The sequence below is a fragment of the Blautia parvula genome (assembly GCF_020215665.1).
In the GTDB taxonomy this organism is placed as follows: Bacteria; Bacillota; Clostridia; order Lachnospirales; family Lachnospiraceae; genus Blautia; species Blautia celeris.
Map to the genome: position 1 here is coordinate 4,717,556 of NZ_CP084061.1, position 20,498 is coordinate 4,738,053.

Consider the following 20,498-nt stretch of genomic DNA (forward strand, 5'->3'; position numbering starts at 1 on the left):
GGACTCTTCTGTTTACATTACCATCAGTGGTTAATATTTAGACTGTGTCTTGAAAGCTCTTTTTATGATTCAGTTGATATTTTTTAGGGCTGATACCAGTCTGTGATTTAAAAGATCTGCTAAAATGCGGTAGGCTGTTATATCCTGTCATCATACATACAGATTCAACAGAAAACCCCTGGAGCAGCAGTTCCTTTGCCTTTATAATTCGACAACGAATCAGATATTGATTAGGTGATGTTCCTGTCACCTTTTTAAAAATATTACATAAATAGAATTTATTAATATAAAATGCTTTAGACATTATATCGAGATTTAGATTCTCAGCATAATTTTGATGAATAAAATTTATGATTTGGTAAATCTGACGGTACTGGGCAGTAATATCAAGCATTGTAATTTTGTGATAATTTCTATAGTTCTGATTAACTTTCAATAAAAATTCTCCTAATAAAAGCCGTGCATTTAGTTCTGAACCGTAATTTCCATTTTCCTTTTTTAATTGTATGATCTTATCTAATAATAATGAATATTCTGCAGCATCCTGGCATGAGATAGGGAGTATCCAGGGTGTTTTGAATGGACGGAAGTAAAAACATTCCAGTAAGTCAGTCTGAGGTGTGGATAGGCCTTCCACGAATTCAGGTGAGAAAAATATAACATATCTGTCATGACTTTTATTGGCGGGTGATAGCATGTTATAGTGCAGATCCATGTGATTAAAAAGAAGTAGTGTATTTGCTGCGATAGGATGCCGTTCTTCTGCAATCATTGTTATAATACCATCGGTACGCACCAGCATGACTTCCAGTACATCATGGATGTGATAATTATTTTTAGCACTTATGTAAGATTTTTTGTATTGGACAGAGAAGTCCTGAGAGAAAGATTCTTTATATCGTTCATATTCATTTTTCAATACAGTCTCCTTCACGGGATATCTTCTACATTATTGCCGTTTTCCGGTATTTGGTTTTATTTGATATTTTTGTTCTGAGGGACAGCAGCAACATAGATAACAGATATCAATAGCTTTAAAAGATATATTCATTATACCGCTGCCAGTGAAAAAAACAAGAATTATCAAAAAAAATAATGAATTTCTAAAATAAAACAAAACAATCCTGATATTATAATTTCAAGATTAATAAAAATATAATTTTGATAAATATTAGTAAATTGGGAGAATGGAAAAATGGAGAGCATTAAAAGATATCTGGACGATTTGGAGTACAGAATTGATGACGAGCAGGAAATCAGGTTGGCACAAGAATGGGAAAATTTTGCTCGTGGGGGTATCACATCTGGTTATTTTAGTCCAAAAAGGAATATAAAAAAGCCGGCTTTAATCGACTGGCCCCGAATAATGATTAATGATGCAATAGAGGACTATGAGTTAATGATACTTTCTCAACTAAAGATGTGTTCTGATATTTTAGCAAGTGGGGGCGGTGAAATGCTGAGTGTCCGGGCGAATTACGGAACTGGCATCATTCCCACCATGTTTGGCGCTCCTTTCTTTATTATGCCATATGAAAATGACACGCTTCCTTGTACCAGAAATCTGGAAAGAGAGGAGGATACCATCTCCAAGCTGCTGGAACGCGGAATTCCGGACCTCCGCAGTGGACTTGGTAAAAAGGTGTTTGGATTTGCCATGTATTTGAAAGAACTGATAAGGGATTATCCAATGATACAAAAACATGTTCACGTTTATTCTCCTGACCTGCAGGGGCCGCTGCCTATTACAGAAAACTTGATGGGTTCCAACATGTATGTGGATTTGTATGATGAACCAGAAGAAGTCGAAAATATGATGCAGCTTGTGACGGATACTTTTATAGCGGTACAACGGGAATGGTATTATTATTATCCGCCATATAGCCAGGATATGTGTGTGGATTGGGGAATGCTCCACAAAGGAAATGTTTTAATCCGTAATGATGCAGCCATGAATATTTCGGGTGCTTGTTATGAGAGATTTGTACAGCCCTATGATCAACAAATATTAAATGCCTTTCGTGGAGGTGTGATACATTTTTGCGGAAAAGGGGATCACTATATTGACAAGCTGGCAGATTTAAAACAGATGTATGCCATCAATATGTCCCAGCCGCAGTGGAACGATATGAGCATTATATATAAAAATACTGTGGATAAAGGAATACAGATCATAGGTCTGGACCCTGCTGAGTGTGAAAGGGCGGTTCGGGAAGGAATTGAATTAAAGGGAAATGTGTACAGCGGTATTTCGTTGTCTGCCTGGATAAAAGATAAATAATATTTAGCCGCCGCTGCTGTGTATAGCACGGCGGTTTTGCTTACTTGAAATAGGCACAATATATGGAAAAAAATGGAATAAAATATATCTATTTGTCAGTTGCCTATATATTGCTTTGGTGTTAGTATGAAATAAATATGAAATTTCTGAAAATTTAAGGAGAAATATATGCCATATGAAGTATATAAGAAATAAAATGGCTTTCTTAATCAACAATATAAAACTGAAAAATAAGATACTATTGATTATGATAACTTGCATTAGTCTTATGACAGTATTTTCCCTCATAAGCATATATCATATTATTTCGACTTACAATTACACATTGTTTCAATCTGTAACCAATGTTCTAACCTACACCAACTATGATATTACAAAACAGCTTAATGGCTATGAACGCCTTTCTGGCTTGATATTAAAAGATACCAGGATTCAGGAAATACTCAGTAACGTGAAAGATTCTGATACACTTTATACAGAGGAGTATAACGAGCTTTACTACGAACTTTCCACGTATCTTAAGGAATATACATATATAAATTGTATTTCTCTGTATTCTGATAAGGCAGAAATTATTGTCCAGAACAAAGCTGCCTCGCCTTTGAACGATGAACTGAAAGAAGACATTGAAAAAAAGCTGGCAAGTGGTAAGGGAAGGGAAATCTGGGTTACTGAATACTGTGAGGAGCGTGGATTGATTCTTGCCAGAGAGATACGGAGAATGAAGGAAATCAAACTAGATCATTTAGCAACACTTATTATTAATATAGATACGCCGGGACTAATGGAGGCTGCACATGCTTTTAATCAGTATAAAGAATTTCATTATCTTCTTATAGATCAGGATGGAATCCCGATTTACAATCCATCAGGTTTTTCACTGCAGATTTTGGATGATGTTTATACAAATACAAAACAGAAATCATACGATATTCTTAAAATAGATAAAAGAAAGTACTTTGCAGTTTGCAGCCTAATGAGTGGATTGGGGTGGAATTATATATGCCTTGTACCGTATGACGATATAGTCAAACAGATATCTGCCTCCATATTACAGGCAAGTGTTCTGTTCATCATTTGTATTTTCATAGTGATATGGTTGACAAATTGGTTGATACATAAGCTTATGCGGCATTTCAAATATCTGATTTTGAAAATCAAAAAGTTTATGGGGGAGGAGGAGAGTATTGTGGAGAGTAATTATAATTATGCAGATAGAAGTGATGAAATAGGCCTGTTGCATCAACAGTTTGATGAAATGGAAAAACGTATAATGGAATTGATTCATACGAATTACGAAAAAGAACTGAGTATAAAGGAAGCTAAAATAGAAGTTCTTGAGACTCAGATAAACCCACACTTTTTATATAATACACTGGAGACAATCAATTGGAGAGCGAAAGTGATTAAAGAACAGGAAATCAGTGAGATGGTAGAGGCGCTGGGAAATTTACTTCATGCAACATTGGCTAATAAAGCAGGTATTATCACATTAGAGCAGGAACTGGATTTAGCCAGGTATTATGTTGTTATCCAGCAGGCAAGTATGGATGAACATCTTCTATACAGCCAGAAAGTGCCGGAAGAACTTCTGACGGCATTGTTGCCAAAGTTGATTATTCAACCATTGATTGAAAATGCAGTTATACATTCTATGGATGCTATGCTTGAGTCATGTATTATACAAATAACTGCATCAAAGGAAGGCAACGAATGGGATATTATAGTAAAAAACAATGGGTCAAAATTTCAGGAAAATCTTTTGGATAAGCTTAGAGAAGGGAGAGTTAAGCCAAGTGGTCATGGAATAGGTCTTTTAAATATAGATAATAGGATTAAGTTGACTTATGGAGAAGCTTTCGGATTGTTTTTGTACAATGATGGGGATATGGCGGCGGCAAAGGTACATTTGCCGTTCCACGAAGCAGAATAGGAGACAAATATGTTTAAAATAATAATTGCAGATGACAAGAAGATAATCAGGGAGAGTATCTGCGAGGTTATTGATTGGGGAAGCCTCGGCGTGGAGATGTCTGGTGTTTGTAAAAATGGGACGGAAGCTTATAATCTTGCTATGAAAATCAGACCGGATATTATACTAACGGATATTAGGATGCCTGGAATGACGGGATTAGAATTGATTAAGAAACTTTTTGAAAAAGGCATTTCGGCCAGATACATATTACTCTCAGCTTATGGGGAGTTTGAATATGCGCGGGAAGCCATGAAATATAATGTAAAACATTATTTATTAAAGCCCTGTAACGAAGAACAAATTATGAGTGCAGTAAGTGAAGTCTGCAGTGATATATTGAAAGACCGCAGTAAAGGTTTAGATATCGAGTCAGAAGAACAGCGGTCTTATTCCGATGTGATTGAGAAAATTATGATGCTTGTTGAAGAGAATATGGGGAATTCCGAAATGTCTTTGAAATGGATTGCAGAGAATTTTATGTTTATGAATGTGGATTATTTAAGTCGACGTTTTCAGCAGGAAACGGGGCAAAGATTTTCTGCCTATCTTAATGGTATACGGATGAGCAGAGCAAAGGAAATACTGATTAAATATGGCGGTGATGATATCTTTGCCATTGCGGAACAGGTAGGATATGGGAATAATCCGCAGTATTTCAGCCAGTCCTTTAAGAAATCTACGGGAATGAGCCCCCGCGAATTTGCAAAGAGAGTATACTAAACACAAGATTACGGAATTCTGATTATAATATGCCGCTTTTGTTGGTTATACCCAATAAAAGCGGTATTTTTTGAGGTTTATTTCAAAGATATGATAGACGAATTAGAGAAGATATATGTTTGATTGAAATATGACTATAATAAATTGGAAATTGTCTAAAAAGTAGGAAAAATGAACAAATGAGTAGGTTTTATATATATAAATAAATTATGGAAGGGAATATAATTTGTCTATATTCAAGTGATCACATGATAAAAGAGGGAATGCACAAAAAATACGGCCGTATTTTGGTGCTAAGTAATTTTTAACAACAGAAAACCGACAGAGTAATTTTCTATCAATAATGTATCAGATAATATGAATATATGGAGGATGACGAATGAAAAGAAAATGGATTTCACTGCTGATTTGTGCATTTATGGTGACAGGGCTTTCCGCGTGTGGAGGACAAGGTGAGGCAAAAGACGACAGGAATGATATAGAGGCAGAAAAAAACGAAACTGACGAAAAGGAAGAGGGGGAACCTGTTGAACTGGTTACATCCTGGTGGGGGTCTCAGATACGGAACGAAAGGTTTATATCATGTTTTGACTTGTATACGGAGCAAAATCAGGGTGTGTCAATTGAAACTCAGACTTCCAGTTTTGATGATTATTTTGTCACATTGTCGGCAGCAGCAGCGGGAGGAACACTTCCGGATCTGATGATGTCCCAGTCTGATTATATGGCACCATATGTAAATGCAGGTCAGCTTCTTGATCTGACGCCGTACATAGAGAGCGGAGCTTTAGATGTAAGTAATGTCAGCAAAGCTGTGTTGGACACTGGCAGGATGGGAGATGGGATATATGGAATCACTGCGGGGACAGCAGCACTTTCTATGGTGTATAACAAGACACTGCTGGATGATTTGGGAATAGAAATAAAAGACTTTATGACTATTGATGATTTTACAAGCATATGCAAAAAAGTTTTTGATGAGACTGGCGTAAAGACATTTCTGATCGGTCCATGCGATGGCATGGAGATGATGCTCAGAAGTGAGGGTAAGGTACTATTTGAGGACGGAAGGCTTGGGGTTGATAGTTGGGAGGAGTTACTTCCATATTGGGAACTGCTTGAGCAGGGGAATGAAGAGGGGTGGCTGCTGGATTATAGTGTAAGAATTGGCAGGACTGCGTTGGAGGAGGATCCGTTGATTAACTTTACTTCTCCTGAGACACAATCCTGGTGTGCAACATATAATTCAAATCAGATGGCAGCTCTTCAGGCTGCAGCACCTGAGGGGTTGAAGCTGGGTATTACCACCAGACCATCTGATGACGCCAAAAAATCGAATTATGTAAGACAGTCCATGTGCTGGACCGTTTCTGCTGCAAGTCAGCACATAGATGAGACTATAGCCCTTCTAAATTGGTGGCTGAACAATGAAGAACCTAATGATATTATCAAAGGCGAGCCGGGCGTTCCAGCATCTGCAGTAATTGCAGAACATGTTGCAGAGGGACTGGACGAAACCAGTTCCATGATTTTCAATTATATTACGAATGTAGTTGCCCCTAATTCTTCTCCGGCAAATCCAGCGCCACCTTCGGGGGTAAGTCAGATAAGAGACGGTTTGATGGAAGATATTAACGAAAAAGTATATTACGGTGAATATACTCCGGAACAAGCAGCTAAGGAATTATTTGAACAGGGAAATAAAATACTCCAGGAGGCTAAAGAATAAAAATATGTAAAGAAGGGCTGCCCCAAAAGCGGGGCAGCTCTTCAGAAAAAGGGTGGTAATATGCAAAACAAAATGACTGCAGGAAGTACCGGGAAGTGGAAGAAAAGGCTTTGTTCTGAAAGTGTGGCGGGATATATTTTTTCTTTGCCGTTTATCTTGGGATTCCTTCTTTTTATTCTGGTTCCCATGTTGATATCCATGTATTATTCTCTGTGCGATTTCAATATTGTGAGTGAACCTCGATTTGTGGGATTGAAAAATTATATAACCATATTTACGGATGACCCAAAATTCTACAAAGCACTTAGCGTTACACTGTTTTACACCTTTGTAGCTGTGCCTCTTCGGGTAGTGTTCGCACTTTTAGTAGCATTAGTGTTATTAAAAACTACAAAAATGACACCTGTGTATAGGGCGATGTACTATCTTCCGTCAATCATTGGGCCCTCTGTAGCGGTGGCAATTTTGTGGAAACAGATGTTTTCAGGGGACGGGGTAATAAATCAGATATTCGGACTGCATCACCTGTGGCTGGGCAGTACCAAGACTGCAATATGGGTGATCATACTTCTGAGCGCCTGGCAGTTCGGCTCCTCTATGCTTGTATTTCTTACAAGTATCAAGCAGATTCCGGCTACGTTGTTTGAAGCAGCAAAGGTTGATGGGGCTATGGGAATAAGGCGTTTCTTCAGTATTACGCTGCCGCTTATTACGCCTGCAATTTTTCTGAATTTTCTACTTCAGTTTATTAACGGGCTGCTGGTTTTTTCTCAGGGTCAGATTATCACTGCAGGAAAACCGCTTGATTCAACACTGTTTTATGTATTATATATGTATGATCAGTCATTTTTATATAACAGTGCTGGGTATGCGGCAGCACTGGGATGGGTGCTTCTGGGAATAATCGCAATCTTCACGGCTGTACTGTTCGGAACAAAGAAGTTTTGGGTATATGAAGGAGGATATTAGGAATGATCAGAAAAAAAAAGAATAATATCATTTATCATATACTGACATTGCTGGGAGGAATCCTTATGCTGTATCCATTGATTTGGATGCTCATGAGTTCCTTTAAAGAAACTAATACCATTATTAATACGGCAACACAGCTATTTCCAGAGGTTGTCACTTTTGACAATTACCAAAACGGATGGAGAGGTGTTTCACACACTACGTTTGGAGTGTTTATCAAGAATACAGCATTCGTTACACTTACCGTAGTATTTGGAAGTCTGCTTTCATCCTCTCTAGTGGCTTATGGTTTGTCACGACTCAGGTTTAAAGGAAGGAATATTTTGTTTGCGCTTGTCCTGCTGACTATGATGCTGCCAGAGCAGGTAATGATGATACCTCAGTATCTCTGGTACCACAATTTGGGATGGGTTAACAGTTTTAAACCATTGATTATACCTTACTTTTTTGCTATTCAGGGATTTTTTGTTTATTTGCTGATGAATTTTATAAACGGTATCCCCAGAGAGCTGGATGAGGCTGCGAAGATTGATGGATGTTCTTATTATACAATTTTTACAAAGATATTTGTTCCACTTATGAAGCCGGGCCTTGGAACTGTAGCAATATTTGCATTTATCAATAGGTGGAATGACTATATGGCACCGCTTCTCTATCTGAAAAAAACTAAAATGTATACCATAAGTATAGCCCTGAAGTTATATTGTGATCCAAGTTCTACATCGGATTACGGTGCCATGTTTGCTATGTCAACCATATCACTAGTGCCGGTTCTTTTAATTTTTATATTTCTACAGAAATATTTGGTTGAAGGTATGAGTACGCAGGGACTTAAAGGTTAAGGGAGGATATTATTATGAATATTTCAATTTTTACGGATGAATTATATGTCGATGTGGATAAGGCTCTGCCTGTGATCAAGGGATGGGGAGTAACTCATGTGGATTTTAGAGGCATGATTAATGGAAAGGGAATAGAGTTTCAGACGGAAGAGGAACTCAGGGACTTAAAAGAAAAATTGGACAGATATGGTCTCAAAGTCGGTGCATTACAGACCTCTTTGGCAAAAGTCCATCTGCCAGATAAAGAAAGACAAGAGGAAGAAAGGGAGAAACTGGAAGGTATTATCCGTGCATCGGAAATATTGGGTACAAAGCTGGTTAGATGTTTTTGTTATTGGCAGCAAGAACCGGAAGACAAATATTTTGGAGCTCTGGCTATGATGCCGGATATGATGAATCAGGTTCTTGAACGGTTCCAGCCGTTGGCAAGTAGAGCCAAGGAAGCAGGACTTATTTTGGGATTTGAAAACTGTGGACAAACACCGGATGAAGTGATTTCCATTTTGAAAGCACTTGATGTACCCGGATGGGGTATGGCGTGGGATCCCGCTAATTATTTTGATGTACTTCCTGAGGCAAAAGGGGACTGTATTTCTTATTTTGCAAAAGCGCTGCAGTATACAAATATGATTCATGCCAAAAGCTGGGGTGTGATAGATGAATTAGGATTTAAACATGTTCCATGGGATAGAATATTGGCAGGTGCATCCACATTAGGTAAAGATTTTCCTGTATCTATTGAGACACACAATCCTCCTTTTTCTCCATATACAAATAAGGAAGCCACACATATTGTATATAATTACATTAAAAAAATGATGCCTGCATCAGCTCCGTCGGACATGCAGAGTGCGTTAAAAATTATGGATGAATTTCCCAGGCCATATTCTGCTGATCCGGTACGTTTTGTAGTCGTCGGTCTTGGAATGGGCAAGAATAGGGCAAAGCAGATAACAGAGACGGATGGAACCTGCTTATATGGAGTGTGTGATATAAATGTCGAGAAGGCAAAAGAAATTGGGGAATTGTACAAGGTACCATATAGCGATGACATTGAAACTTTTCTTCAAGATCCGGAAGTGGAGGTGATGTATATTGTTACACCTACGGGTATGCATTGTTCTATTGCAGAAAAATGCCTTGAGGCAGGCAAACACGTGTTGGTGACAAAGCCGATAGATGCTAATGTGGACAACTGTAGCAGAGCAATTCAATTAGCGAAGGAAAAGGGATTGCTGTTCGGTATTGATTTTGATTTCCATTTTGATACAGAGCTGAGCGACCTGAAAGCAGCACTAGAGAAAGGCTTTTTTGGTCAAGTGCTGTCGGTCAATACAATACTCAATATACTCCGAACTGATGAATATTACAAGGAAAACGGAGAATGGAGGGGAACATGGAAACTGGATGGCGGAGGAGCCTTTTCAAACCAGGGTATACATGAAATAAACAGGATACTTACGTTATTTGGAAGACCAGATAAAGTAAGAGCTATGATTGATACCAAGATACATGATATTGAGGCGGAAGATTTTGGTATATCAGAATGGATTTATGAGGGTGGACCTACTGTCCGATTTTCATCCACTACATGTTATCCGGCATCCACATGGAGTGCTCGAATAGAGATTATTGGGACGAAAGGTGTTTATTATTATACAACAGGCGGACCTGAGGGAAATCACATTTATTGGTGGAGTGATGGAAAATGGAAAGAGGAGGCACCATATCCCACAAGCAGACAGTGGAGGCAGGCGAGCGATAATTTCGCATATTGTGTAAGAACAGGTCAAGCTCTGGAACTCGATGCGGAAGTGGGAAGGGAATCCCGATATATTCTAGACAAAATGTATGAAAGTGCCAAGAGCGGAGAAGGATGGGTGAAGCTCTGAAGAAGAAAGCAGGGCAGTGAAAGTATGGAAGAAGTTAGAATAGGAATCGTGGGATTTGGTAATATAGGGAGTGCCCATGCATCATGTATATATGAAAATAATGTAGAGGGTCTGAGGCTGACTGCAGTATGTGACATAAACTTAGACAAAAGAAAGCGCGCAGAGAGAAAATACCCAGATATTGAAGTCTTTTCAGATTACAAAGAACTTGTAGACAGTAAATCGGTGGATGCCGTCCTTATTGCAGTGCCGCATCGGCTGCACACTGTTGTTGGGATATATGCACTTAATGCAGGCTTGCATGTACTTACGGAAAAACCGGAAGCGGTATCGGTGACAGAAGCTAAAAAGATGAATGAGGCGGCCCAAAAATCAAATTGTGTTTTTGGAATTATGTTTAATCAGAGAACAAATACACTATTCCAAAAAGCTCGTGATATGATACACACGGGTAGCCTGGGTGAACTTAAGAGCTTGATATGGATTGTTACTAACTGGTACAGGACACAGGAGTATTACGATTCTGGGGGATGGCGTGCGACATGGAAGGGTGAGGGGGGTGGAGTTTTGATAAATCAAGCACCCCATAATTTGGACTTGATGCAGTGGATTTTTGGTATGCCTGACAGAGTATATGCTTTCTGTAATGTGGGAAAATATCATAACATTGAGGTGGAGGATGAAGCCCTTATTTATGGCATGTATAATAGTGGTGCAACAGCTGTATTTATTGCTTCCACAGGAGAATATCCGGGCACGAACAGATTAGAGATAAGCGGAGATCAGGGCAAGATGGTATTGGAAAATGGAACTCTTAAATACTGGAAGTATGACATTCCCGAACGCTATTACTGTTTTCATGCAGAACAGTATGAAGAAATGCCGAAAATAAAATATCAGGAATTTTTTGAAAGTGAGAAGGAGATTGGACATAGGGGAATACTTCAGAATTTTTCAGATGCAATTTTGAAAGGCACACCTTTATTGGCACCTGGAGAAGAGGGAATCTTTGAGCTGTCTATTTCTAATAGTGCTTATCTTTCTAGTTGGACCGACAAAGTTGTAGAAATTCCGTTTGATGATGATATGTTTAATCGTATGCTGGAGGAACACACCAAAACATCCCCAACAAATAAAAGTATTACAGATGAAAAATTAAGCAGCAGCTATAAAAAAAGATGGAAGGTAAATTGGTAAGGTAAATCCTTTGATTATCAAAAGTTTTGATTGTTTTATATATATAAATCATATATAATAGAATCAAACATAACAAAGGAGTGATAAAGTGGAACCTTATGAAGTCTTTCATGACGTCCTGGTCAATCTTTTCCAGGAAATTATGGATATAGAAGAGAAGGCCCTTATTACTTCTGAATTCAAAGATATTTCCGTAAACGACATGCACATTTTAGAAGCAATCGGAGTGAACAGCGCCCGAAACATGTCATCCGTGGCAAAGACCCTGTCCGTGACCGTGGGAACCCTGACGATTGCCATAAACAGCCTGGTGAAAAAAGGATATGTGAACCGAGTCAGAAGTGAGGAGGACCGTCGGGTGGTGCTCATATCCCTGACAAAAAAGGGAGAAAAGGCCAATACCCACCATATGAAATTCCATGACGGAATGATTCAGGCTCTGATGAAGGACCTGGATGAAGAGCAGCAGAAAATACTGGTGAAGTCATTGCTGAATCTGAGAAAATTCTTTGATTCCTACAGGGATAAGAAAGAATAGAAATTTCAAAAATGCCGTAAGAACAGACTGCATCTCTGCAGACTGTTTTTACGGCATCTCTTTTTACTGTTTATATTCCATGAGCAGATATTTTTTCAAAACAGGAAACTGTGCAGGTCCCAGTTCCAGAATGTATCGGTGAAATTCCTTTAACTGGAAGGACTTTCCGGCAGCCGTCTGCGCTTCTTTTTTCAAATCCATAAAGTTCAGATATCCCAGATAGTATTTCAGATAATTCCCCGGATTTTCCACTATATACTGGAAGATTTCCCTGCATGTATCCTGTGAGGCGATTCCAAAAGAGTTCAGTGTCTTTGTCACTGTCCCCAGGTCCCAACCATGGTCATGGATACCAATGTCCAGCAGGGAATAGAGGCAAAGGCTCACGGAGCGGTTCAGCCACAGAAGTTCCATCAGGGAATCATCCAGTTTCAGATATTCTGCGCCGTACCCATAGGACAGGGATTCCACGTAAGTGGCCCAGCCCTCCACATAACCGCCGAAACTCAGGAGATGCCGTATATCATCCGGTTCTGTTTTTCCGAAATACAATGTCTGGTACAAATGACCCGGAAATCCCTCATGCGCCAGTGTAGTGAAGAGTTCCGCCTCGCTTACCTGACTGCTCTTGTTGATATAGATGATATTGGGACTCAGGGTATCGGCCGGTGGTGTGAGGTAAAAGGCAGGGCTGGAAAAGTTCTCCATGGATTCATGCACATATTTTACCTTGTAGGCAGGCTTTCCGCTGTCGGGGAAATCTTCGCAGATGGCTTTGTTCAGGTAATCAAGCATCTGTGCCGGCGTACTGCTGCAGGTTTCCGGCAGGGAGGAGGCATCTGCCAGCAATTTGGGATTGGATACAATCAGGCTCTGCATTTTTTTATAATCGGTCAGGAGTTGCGTGTAGAGCCGTTCTTCGATTTCCTTGATGGTCCTGTAATCTCCGGTTTCACTGCGGATCAGATATCGGTAGTATGATGTCCCTCCAGGGAGATTGGACAACCCTCCGGAATTTGTTCCGTTTCCCTTTAAGTCAGCCAGACCTTTGGCCAGGGACTGATAGGCAGGGAAGACACGTTTGGCCATGATTTTTTCATGCATTTTTATGTAAGAGTCAGCCTGCTTCTGAGTCATGGCTTTCCGGGAGACAAATCCCTTCATCTTATCCTTAAACATGGTGGAAAGATAATTGGCGGACAGGTCTTCTGTGAACGCATTGCACTGGGCAATGATGCGGTCCACGCTGGTATCACTCATAAACAGGCCTTCTTCTGCCTTTTTCTTTTCAAATTCCAGGATCTCGTCAAAATATCCGGTCATGGAGGAGAGAAGTGTAAAGTAATCCTTGATATCATCAGAGGTGCGGAAAGTATATTCCGCCAAAAGTACAGGAAGCTGGGACTGGATGCCGAGATTGGGGCTCAGCGGTTCCTGCAGCATATAATTATCTTTTATGGAAAGCTGTGTGTTAAAGTCAAGCTTCAGGATGTCGTAGGTGATACGGTTGTCTTTGGACAGCTCTTTGTAGGTGAACTTTTCCAGGTTTTTCTTGTACTCCTCCACGGAATCATAGCTGTCCTTTAGTTTATCCGGGTCCATGGAACCCAGCTTGATGGGATAATTCTTTATCCCGTATTTTTCAGGATAGGCCAGAGTATAATGGAGGTTTAAGGTGTTGGATTTCACCTCCTCGGTAAAAAGCTGATGTGTAAATTTTTCAAAACGGGCATCTTCTGTAAGAAAGCGGTCTTTTTGGGTATAAATAATAAGGAAGAGGAAGACAGCCAGGACAATAAAACAGGGGACCAGAAATCTCTTCTTGGAAGATAAGAATTTTTTCAAAAGATGCTCCTTGGATGATACTTGAGAACTCTTTAACAGTTTATGAAAAAATCAGGCATGTATGCGTATTTTCATTGTAAAAGGGCACGGGGATGTGATAAACTTTTGGTAGTGGATGTAAAGGAGGTGACTGGTTTGAAGAAGAAGTTATGTATGGTATGCCTGCTGGCAGCGCTTCTGACGGCGGGCTGTACACAGAACGGGCAGGAACCCGCGCCTGAAGATGAGGACGTGATGACGCTGCCGGATGAAGAACAAACAGATGAGGAGACAAAAGAAGAACAAAAAGAATACAGCGTGGAGCTTTCAGATAAACTCTCAGATTTTCAGTTTTCCATCAATGAGACGGTCTACACACTTCCGGCAAAGCTGCAGGAGTGGAAGAATGCCGGCTGGACCTATGAGAAGGACAACGGCAAAAAAGCCCTTGATCCGGAATCTTTCCTGGAAGGTGAGACGCTGGACAGTGAGGGCGGTTCCCTTACGGCGGATATTGTCAACCTGGACGGGGAGAAGAAACTGCTTGGTGAATGCTATGTAGGCGGTGTACAGCTTGAGAGCGGGGAGGATGACAGCCGTGTCTACCAGCTTCCGGGAAAAATCAGGATGGGAACCTCCACTTTGGATGAAGTCACAGAGGCATACGGCATGCCGACGGACCAGTATGAAGAAAAGGATAATATCTACCTGACTTATGAATATGGAATTTACAAGCAGGCTGATCTTGTATTTGACGTACAGGATGAGATACTGTATAAGGCAGTGCTGAAAAATTACAGAGAGCCTGAGGACAGTAATGAAGAGGTAAGTAAAGAGACCCCGGCGGAGGTGCTGAGCTATCAGGCACCGGGAGCATTTCCGGAGGACATCATGGAGTTTGTGGTGCGGTATGGGGGCGATTTCTATAAGCTTCCGGCTCCGGTCTCAGAATTTACGAAGAACGGGTGGGAGATTTTGGAGGATGGTTCAGACAGCATTGTTAAGAGCGGCCGCCATGGTTATGTGACGCTGGAGCGTGACGGACAGACCCTGTATGCAGTGGTGAACAATTACGCTGATCTGGCAGTCCCTCTGGAAAACAGTTTTGTTATCAGCGTGCACGGCGACTTTGATGTCACCAAAGTATCTGTGGAGATTTACAGGGGAATCACCTTGGGTATGAGTGAAGAGACTATGAAAGCTCTGCTTGGTGATAATGTATATGAGACGGAGGAGCTGGACAATGGTGTTTCCTATTTTATCTACGCAGATGAGGCAAAACAGAATTACACCAGGATCTTTGTGGATAAGGACCTGAAGCTGGTCAGAGAAATAGAACTGTCCAACAGCCCGGACACACTTTCTGCGGCGGCCATCGGTACGCCAAAGGAAGAGCCGGACAGCGTGGATGCCGCGGCGATGTACGGGGATGACGATTTTCCCAGTGACGCAGGCGAAGAATAAAGAACAGAGGTAAAACAAAATGGAGCAGAAAATATACGACATCATCATCATCGGTTCAGGCCCGGCAGGGCTTTGTGCAGCGATTTATGCCAAACGGGCACAGCTTGATATGCTGGTCATTGAGAAAGATTTCTCCAGCGGGGGGCAGATGGTGAAGACCTACGAGGTGGACAATTATCCGGGACTTCCGGGGATGAGCGGCTATGATATGGCGGAAGCTTTCCGAGGCCATGCGGATAAACTGGGTGCGGTATTTGTCAGGGAGAATGTGAAAGAGGTACAGACAGCGGGTGAACTGAAGAAAATAATCACAAATAAAAACCAGTACCTTACAAGAACCCTTGTTATTGCGGCAGGTGCCCGGCACAGGACACTGGGAATCCCCGGTGAGGAGGAATTTTCCGGAATGGGTGTTTCCTACTGTGCTACCTGTGACGGCGCATTTTTCAAGGACGGGGTCACGGCTGTGATCGGCGGCGGCGATGTGGCGGTGGAGGATGCCATTTTCCTGTCCAGGATTTGTAAAAAAGTGTATCTGATCCACCGCAGAGATGAACTTCGGGCAGCAGGTATTTTGCAGGAAAGCGTAAAGGCTATTGAAAACGTGGAGATTGTGTGGGATACTATTCCGAGGGAAATCAGGGGCACAGACCAGGTGCAGAGTCTCGCGGTAGAAAATGTAAAGACAGGGGAGACGAAGGAGCTTGCCGTTGACGGTGTATTTATCGCAGTGGGTATCCTGCCTAACACAGAGGAATACGGCAGTCTTGTAAAATTAAACAATGCCGGCTATATAGAGGCGGGAGAAGACTGTGCATCCAGCGTTCCGGGTATCTTTGCAGCCGGTGACATACGGACAAAACAACTGCGCCAGATCGTGACAGCAGCGGCAGATGGAGCCAACGCGGTGGATTCTGCCCAGAAATACCTGATGGAACAGAAATTATGAAAAAAATATAAGAAACATTCAGTCAGGTCCGGGCATTTACTGCACAGACCGTACAGCAGTATGATAAAGGAGGAATTACAAATGAAAAACATGAAGGTTCTGGCAGAGGAAATACTCCAGGGAAAATACGATGAGATTCTGAAAGAGATCTATGTGGATGAAAGCGTTCTGGATTACCAGAGAAAACGTTATAAAAAGGCAATTGAAGAATTTGAGAAAATTTTTGGCGAGAGTGATGTGGAAATCTACAGCGCTCCCGGCAGATGTGAAGTCGGAGGCAACCATACAGACCATCAGAACGGCATGGTTTTGGCTACATCCATTAACCAGGACGCGCTGGCTGTTGTGGGCAGATCAGAGGATGGCATGATCCATGTGCTCTCAGACGGATATGAGATGGTGGATGTGGATGTCAATGATCTGGAAGAGCGTTACGATGAGGAGGGCACAACGGCTGCCCTGGTACGTGGTGTTGCAGCCGAGTTAAAGGCAAGAGGGTATGAAGTACAGGGGTACAATGCTTATATTGTCAGTGATGTTCTGATCGGTGCGGGCCTGTCATCCTCTGCAGCGTTTGAGGTTATCCTTGGAACTATCATATCCGGCCTCTTTAATGAAGGCAGTATTGATCCGGTTGTGATCGCGCAGACAGGACAGTATGCGGAAAATGTTTATTTTGGAAAACCATGCGGCCTGATGGATCAGATGGCATGTTCCGTAGGCGGTATGATCCATATTGATTTTAAAGAGCCGGGCAGTCCGGTTGTGGAAAAGGTCCCCTCAGATTTTGAATCTTACCAGTACAGCATGTGTATTGTGGATACAAAAGCTTCCCATGCGGATATGGGGGATGACTATGCATCTATCCCGGAAGAGATGAAAAAAGTGGCAAAATTCTTTGGAAAGACGTATCTGCGCGAGGTTGAGGAGGATGACTTTTACAAACAGATCTCTGGTCTGAGAAGTGTGCTGGGAGACCGTCCTATCCTGCGTGCGCTTCATTTCTTTGAGGAGGAGAGAAGAGTTGAGGGAGAGGTAAAGGCTCTGCGAGATGGGGATTTCAAAGAATTTCTGGAATTGGTAAAGGATTCCGGCAACTCTTCCTTTAAGTATCTCCAGAATATCTACAACAGCACCAATGTGCAGAAGCAGGCGATGTCTATTGCGCTCGCTGTCAGTGATAAGATTCTGAGAAAGCATGGAGTATCACGGGTACACGGCGGAGGATTCGCCGGTACCATTGAAATTTTTGTGGAAAACAGTTTTGTAGATGAGTATAAGGCCAGAATGGACAGGGTCTTCGGAAAAGGTTCCTGCCAGATTCTGAAGGTTCGTCAGTCAGGCGGAAGAAGAGTTTTATAATGATCTGATTAGGTGCTGCACCGGATAAATCCCTGATAGGGAGTGTCCGGTGCAGTTTTTATATAGGGGATATGTTATGGGGGATTGAGGTGTAGGGATGATGGGGATATAGATTCAGGAATGAATTCAGGAGTAGATTCAGGAGCAGGTTCAGGAATAAGTTCAAGTATAGGTTCAGGTATAGCTTTCAGGAATAGATTCAGGTATAGGTTAAGTTAGTGTTTAGAGGGGGAATTCATGTAAGGAAAATAGAAATATGGTTTACACTGGTTTACGTAATTTTACTGTCGGGTTACATAACGAAATCTGGGACATGGGGATGCCGTCGAAGAGGGAAAATTGAAGAAAATAGTAGGATTTTTAAGACATAATTTTCAGAATATTCTCAATTGTAGAATATGCACAATGCTTGTCGAAAAAACCAACATTTACCACATTCCATCCTCAAAGTTATCCACACACAAAAATCCACAAAACCCTGTAAAAATGAAGTTATCCTCAAAGTTATCCACATTCTCCACAAAAATGTGTGTGGATTAATATGATTTACATAATAAAAGAAAGAACAAAGGTTTTGTACACTTGTGATAAAAAGAAGAATTTTGGGGAAAAGTGGGGAAAAGGGATTGACATTTTTGAAATCTATTATTTGACGAGGTGCGACAAAATATGCTAATATCCGGGAAAAACTGATGATATTTTCTGAAAATTGCTGGTTTCCATAAAACTGTGAGGTGACGGGTGTGGGAGAGTTATGGAGAGGGGAGTTGCGGGTGGCTCACGGACGGTGCGCAGGAGGTATCCGTGTGGGGAAAAAGTCAGGGGAGACAGGGGCCGCGAATAAGAGCAAGGAAGTCAGCCTGCTGATTTTAAATAGTAAAAACAAAAAGATATGGGAGGTTATATATAAAAGAAGACTTCTTCTAAATTATATGTAAAATAAGAAGAAAGCGAAGCTGGGTGCTGTCAGATTACGGACGAAAGCCGAGGAAGTGCCTTAAATTATATGTAAAATAAGAAAAAAACGAAGCTGGGTGCTATCAAATTACGGACGAAAGCCGAGGAAGTGCCTTAAATTATATGTAAAATAAGAAAAAAACGAAGCTGGGTGCTATCAAATTACGGACGAAAGCCGAGGAAGTGCCTTAAATTATATGTAAAATAAGAAAAAAACGAAGTTGGGTGCTGTCAAATTACGGACAAAAGCCGAGGAAGTGCTTTGGATTATATGTAAAATAAGAAGAAAGCGAAGCTGGGTGCTGTCAGATTACGGACGAAAGCTGAGATGTAAAGTGAGAAGAAGGGAAGTCAGGCGTATTTAGATTAAATGCAAATGTCAAACTGTCTTTATGATTATCTATTTGGCAGGAAAAATATTGGTTATCCTTTGTAGTTGTCTACAAAAAGAGAAAATGCACGGGAATTTATTATATACCTGGATTGACGAGTATCCAACATAACAAATTACTACTGAGTGTCTACAGAAACAACTGCATTATAGATATTGTTTAGATAGAAGAATGCAATTGACAAAACAACTATCTTGCATTACAATGTAGCTAACTATATTGCAATGCAAGATAGGAGGTAAAGCGGTGATTTCTTCACAGATGTTGAAGGGGACTTTAGAGGGGTGTGTGTTGGCTATTATTGGGAAGGGGGAGGCTTATGGGTATGAGATTTCGGAGCAGTTGGGGGAGTATGGATTTGGGAAAGTGGCTGAGGGGACGATTTATCCGCTGTTGCTGAGATTGGAGAAGAATCAGTTGATACAGGCTACATTTCGGGAGTCGGAGGTAGGGCCCAGAAGGAAGTATTATTCTATAACGCAGGAAGGAAAAAAGGAATTCAAAAGATTTCTGGAGAGTTATATGGAATTATCCGGTGCAGTTTCCAGTTTGTTGGATGATGTGAAAGGGGATTTAATAAATGAATAAACAAACAAAGCAGTTAATGAAGGAAAATAATGACTTATCTTTTCATCTGAAAGCAGCAGATAATAAAATTCTGACTGATATGGTAGTCTATATCCGAGGTGCGGATATCAGCGGATACCAACAGGAACTGGTCAGGCGTGATATTACACAGATGATCCTGGACGGAGAGCAGAGGGGGGATACCATGGAGGACATAATAGGCAGTGATTACAAGATATTCTGCGACAATGTTCTGAGAGAGGTTCCACATCTCACCCGTGCGGAAAAAGCGGTCTCCTTTTTAGGAACGTTATGTGTCGCATTAGCAGTCCTGCTTGCAGTCCGCCTTCTTTTCGGTCTGTCAGACATGTTTGGAGACACCCCCACCTGGCCTTATATCCCCGTAACCACAGGTGCTATCATAAGTATGGTCATACTTTTATGCTCCGTCCTCCTTCTGTATAACACCATCACCAGAAATTCCTTCAACATCAGTTCCCAAAACAACAAAAGAATTCCCGTACTTTTCGCAGCCATTATACTGGCCTGCATCTGTGCTGATTTCTTCCTGAAAACAGTCATTCTTTCCGTCCACATATCCATTGTCCTCATTGCCATTCTACTCCTGCTCATCATCTATAAAATAACAGACACCATTAACTAAACCAAACTAAAACTAAAGCCTAACCTGTAGCCAAAATGTATCTAAAAATTAGTAAGCCACAATAAAATTGTAGTTATACAACAGCAATACAAATGCTGCATATGAATCCATTATAAGAATAGAATTGAAAATCTTAGTTTTCAGTATTTTAGTCGTTTTACAAAAACACTTAC

The 20,498-nt window shown here is 41.0% G+C and carries 16 protein-coding genes; 14 read left to right on the plus strand and 2 right to left on the minus strand.

Features of this window, described 5'->3' with window-relative positions; translation table 11 throughout:
- Window positions 1-37 precede the first annotated feature (37 nt).
- A complete protein-coding gene (locus LC508_RS21570; protein ID WP_118593846.1) occupies window positions 38-919 on the minus strand; it encodes a helix-turn-helix transcriptional regulator in 882 nt (293 codons plus the stop codon).
- Window positions 920-1,456: 537 nt separating this feature from the next.
- Here LC508_RS21570 and LC508_RS21575 point away from each other — a divergent pair.
- The 9 genes from LC508_RS21575 (at window position 1,457) to LC508_RS21615 (ending at window position 12,146) form a co-directional block, all read left to right on the plus strand.
- Window positions 1,457-2,281, plus strand: coding sequence for a uroporphyrinogen decarboxylase/cobalamine-independent methonine synthase family protein (locus tag LC508_RS21575; protein WP_146051791.1), 825 nt, complete (start codon window positions 1,457-1,459; stop codon window positions 2,279-2,281).
- Window positions 2,282-2,456: 175 nt separating this feature from the next.
- Complete coding sequence (locus LC508_RS21580) at window positions 2,457-4,214, plus strand: cache domain-containing sensor histidine kinase (protein WP_033142129.1); 1,758 nt, start codon at window positions 2,457-2,459, stop codon at window positions 4,212-4,214.
- Window positions 4,215-4,223: 9 nt separating this feature from the next.
- Window positions 4,224-4,976 carry a response regulator transcription factor gene (locus tag LC508_RS21585; RefSeq protein WP_033142130.1) on the plus strand — a complete coding sequence of 251 codons (753 nt, stop codon included), beginning with the start codon at window positions 4,224-4,226 and terminating at the stop codon, window positions 4,974-4,976.
- A gap of 379 nt (window positions 4,977-5,355) precedes the next feature.
- Window positions 5,356-6,705: an ABC transporter substrate-binding protein gene (locus LC508_RS21590; protein WP_033142131.1), complete on the plus strand. Its 1,350-nt coding sequence runs from the start codon at window positions 5,356-5,358 to the stop codon at window positions 6,703-6,705.
- Window positions 6,706-6,765: 60 nt separating this feature from the next.
- The gene (locus tag LC508_RS21595) at window positions 6,766-7,674 is read left to right on the plus strand and encodes a carbohydrate ABC transporter permease (protein WP_081960425.1); all 909 of its coding nucleotides are present in this window, start codon (window positions 6,766-6,768) and stop codon (window positions 7,672-7,674) included.
- A 5-nt stretch (window positions 7,675-7,679) separates the two neighbouring features.
- Window positions 7,680-8,519 (plus strand): carbohydrate ABC transporter permease, encoded by an 840-nt coding sequence (locus LC508_RS21600; RefSeq protein ID WP_103732727.1) that lies wholly within the window; start codon window positions 7,680-7,682, stop codon window positions 8,517-8,519.
- A 14-nt stretch (window positions 8,520-8,533) separates the two neighbouring features.
- The gene (locus tag LC508_RS21605) at window positions 8,534-10,411 is read left to right on the plus strand and encodes a Gfo/Idh/MocA family oxidoreductase (RefSeq protein WP_103732726.1); all 1,878 of its coding nucleotides are present in this window, start codon (window positions 8,534-8,536) and stop codon (window positions 10,409-10,411) included.
- A 24-nt stretch (window positions 10,412-10,435) separates the two neighbouring features.
- Window positions 10,436-11,608: a Gfo/Idh/MocA family protein gene (locus tag LC508_RS21610; RefSeq protein WP_033142133.1), complete on the plus strand. Its 1,173-nt coding sequence runs from the start codon at window positions 10,436-10,438 to the stop codon at window positions 11,606-11,608.
- An 88-nt stretch (window positions 11,609-11,696) separates the two neighbouring features.
- Window positions 11,697-12,146 (plus strand): MarR family winged helix-turn-helix transcriptional regulator, encoded by a 450-nt coding sequence (locus LC508_RS21615; RefSeq protein ID WP_033142134.1) that lies wholly within the window; start codon window positions 11,697-11,699, stop codon window positions 12,144-12,146.
- A 63-nt stretch (window positions 12,147-12,209) separates the two neighbouring features.
- Here LC508_RS21615 and LC508_RS21620 read toward each other — a convergent pair whose 3' ends face one another.
- Entirely contained in the window at window positions 12,210-13,991 is a 1,782-nt protein-coding gene (locus tag LC508_RS21620; protein WP_103732673.1) for a DUF885 domain-containing protein, read from the minus strand.
- 126 nt (window positions 13,992-14,117) lie between these two features.
- Between LC508_RS21620 and LC508_RS21625 the strand changes: the two genes are divergently transcribed.
- The 5 genes from LC508_RS21625 to LC508_RS21645 all read left to right on the plus strand — a co-directional run bounded on the left by LC508_RS21625 (window position 14,118) and on the right by LC508_RS21645 (window position 20,325).
- The gene (locus LC508_RS21625) at window positions 14,118-15,434 is read left to right on the plus strand and encodes a hypothetical protein (protein WP_225305406.1); all 1,317 of its coding nucleotides are present in this window, start codon (window positions 14,118-14,120) and stop codon (window positions 15,432-15,434) included.
- A gap of 19 nt (window positions 15,435-15,453) precedes the next feature.
- Window positions 15,454-16,383, plus strand: a complete 930-nt coding sequence (trxB, locus tag LC508_RS21630) for a thioredoxin-disulfide reductase (RefSeq protein WP_103732674.1) — start codon at window positions 15,454-15,456, stop codon at window positions 16,381-16,383.
- An 81-nt stretch (window positions 16,384-16,464) separates the two neighbouring features.
- On the plus strand, window positions 16,465-17,745 hold the full coding sequence (locus LC508_RS21635; RefSeq protein WP_033142137.1) for a galactokinase: 1,281 nt from the start codon (window positions 16,465-16,467) through the stop codon (window positions 17,743-17,745).
- 1,595 nt (window positions 17,746-19,340) lie between these two features.
- Window positions 19,341-19,682, plus strand: a complete 342-nt coding sequence (locus tag LC508_RS21640; protein WP_103733318.1) for a PadR family transcriptional regulator — start codon at window positions 19,341-19,343, stop codon at window positions 19,680-19,682.
- Complete coding sequence (locus LC508_RS21645; RefSeq protein WP_118593847.1) at window positions 19,675-20,325, plus strand: hypothetical protein; 651 nt, start codon at window positions 19,675-19,677, stop codon at window positions 20,323-20,325. Before LC508_RS21640 ends, LC508_RS21645 begins: the two co-directional genes overlap by 8 nt.
- The last annotated feature ends 173 nt before the right edge of the window (window positions 20,326-20,498 follow it).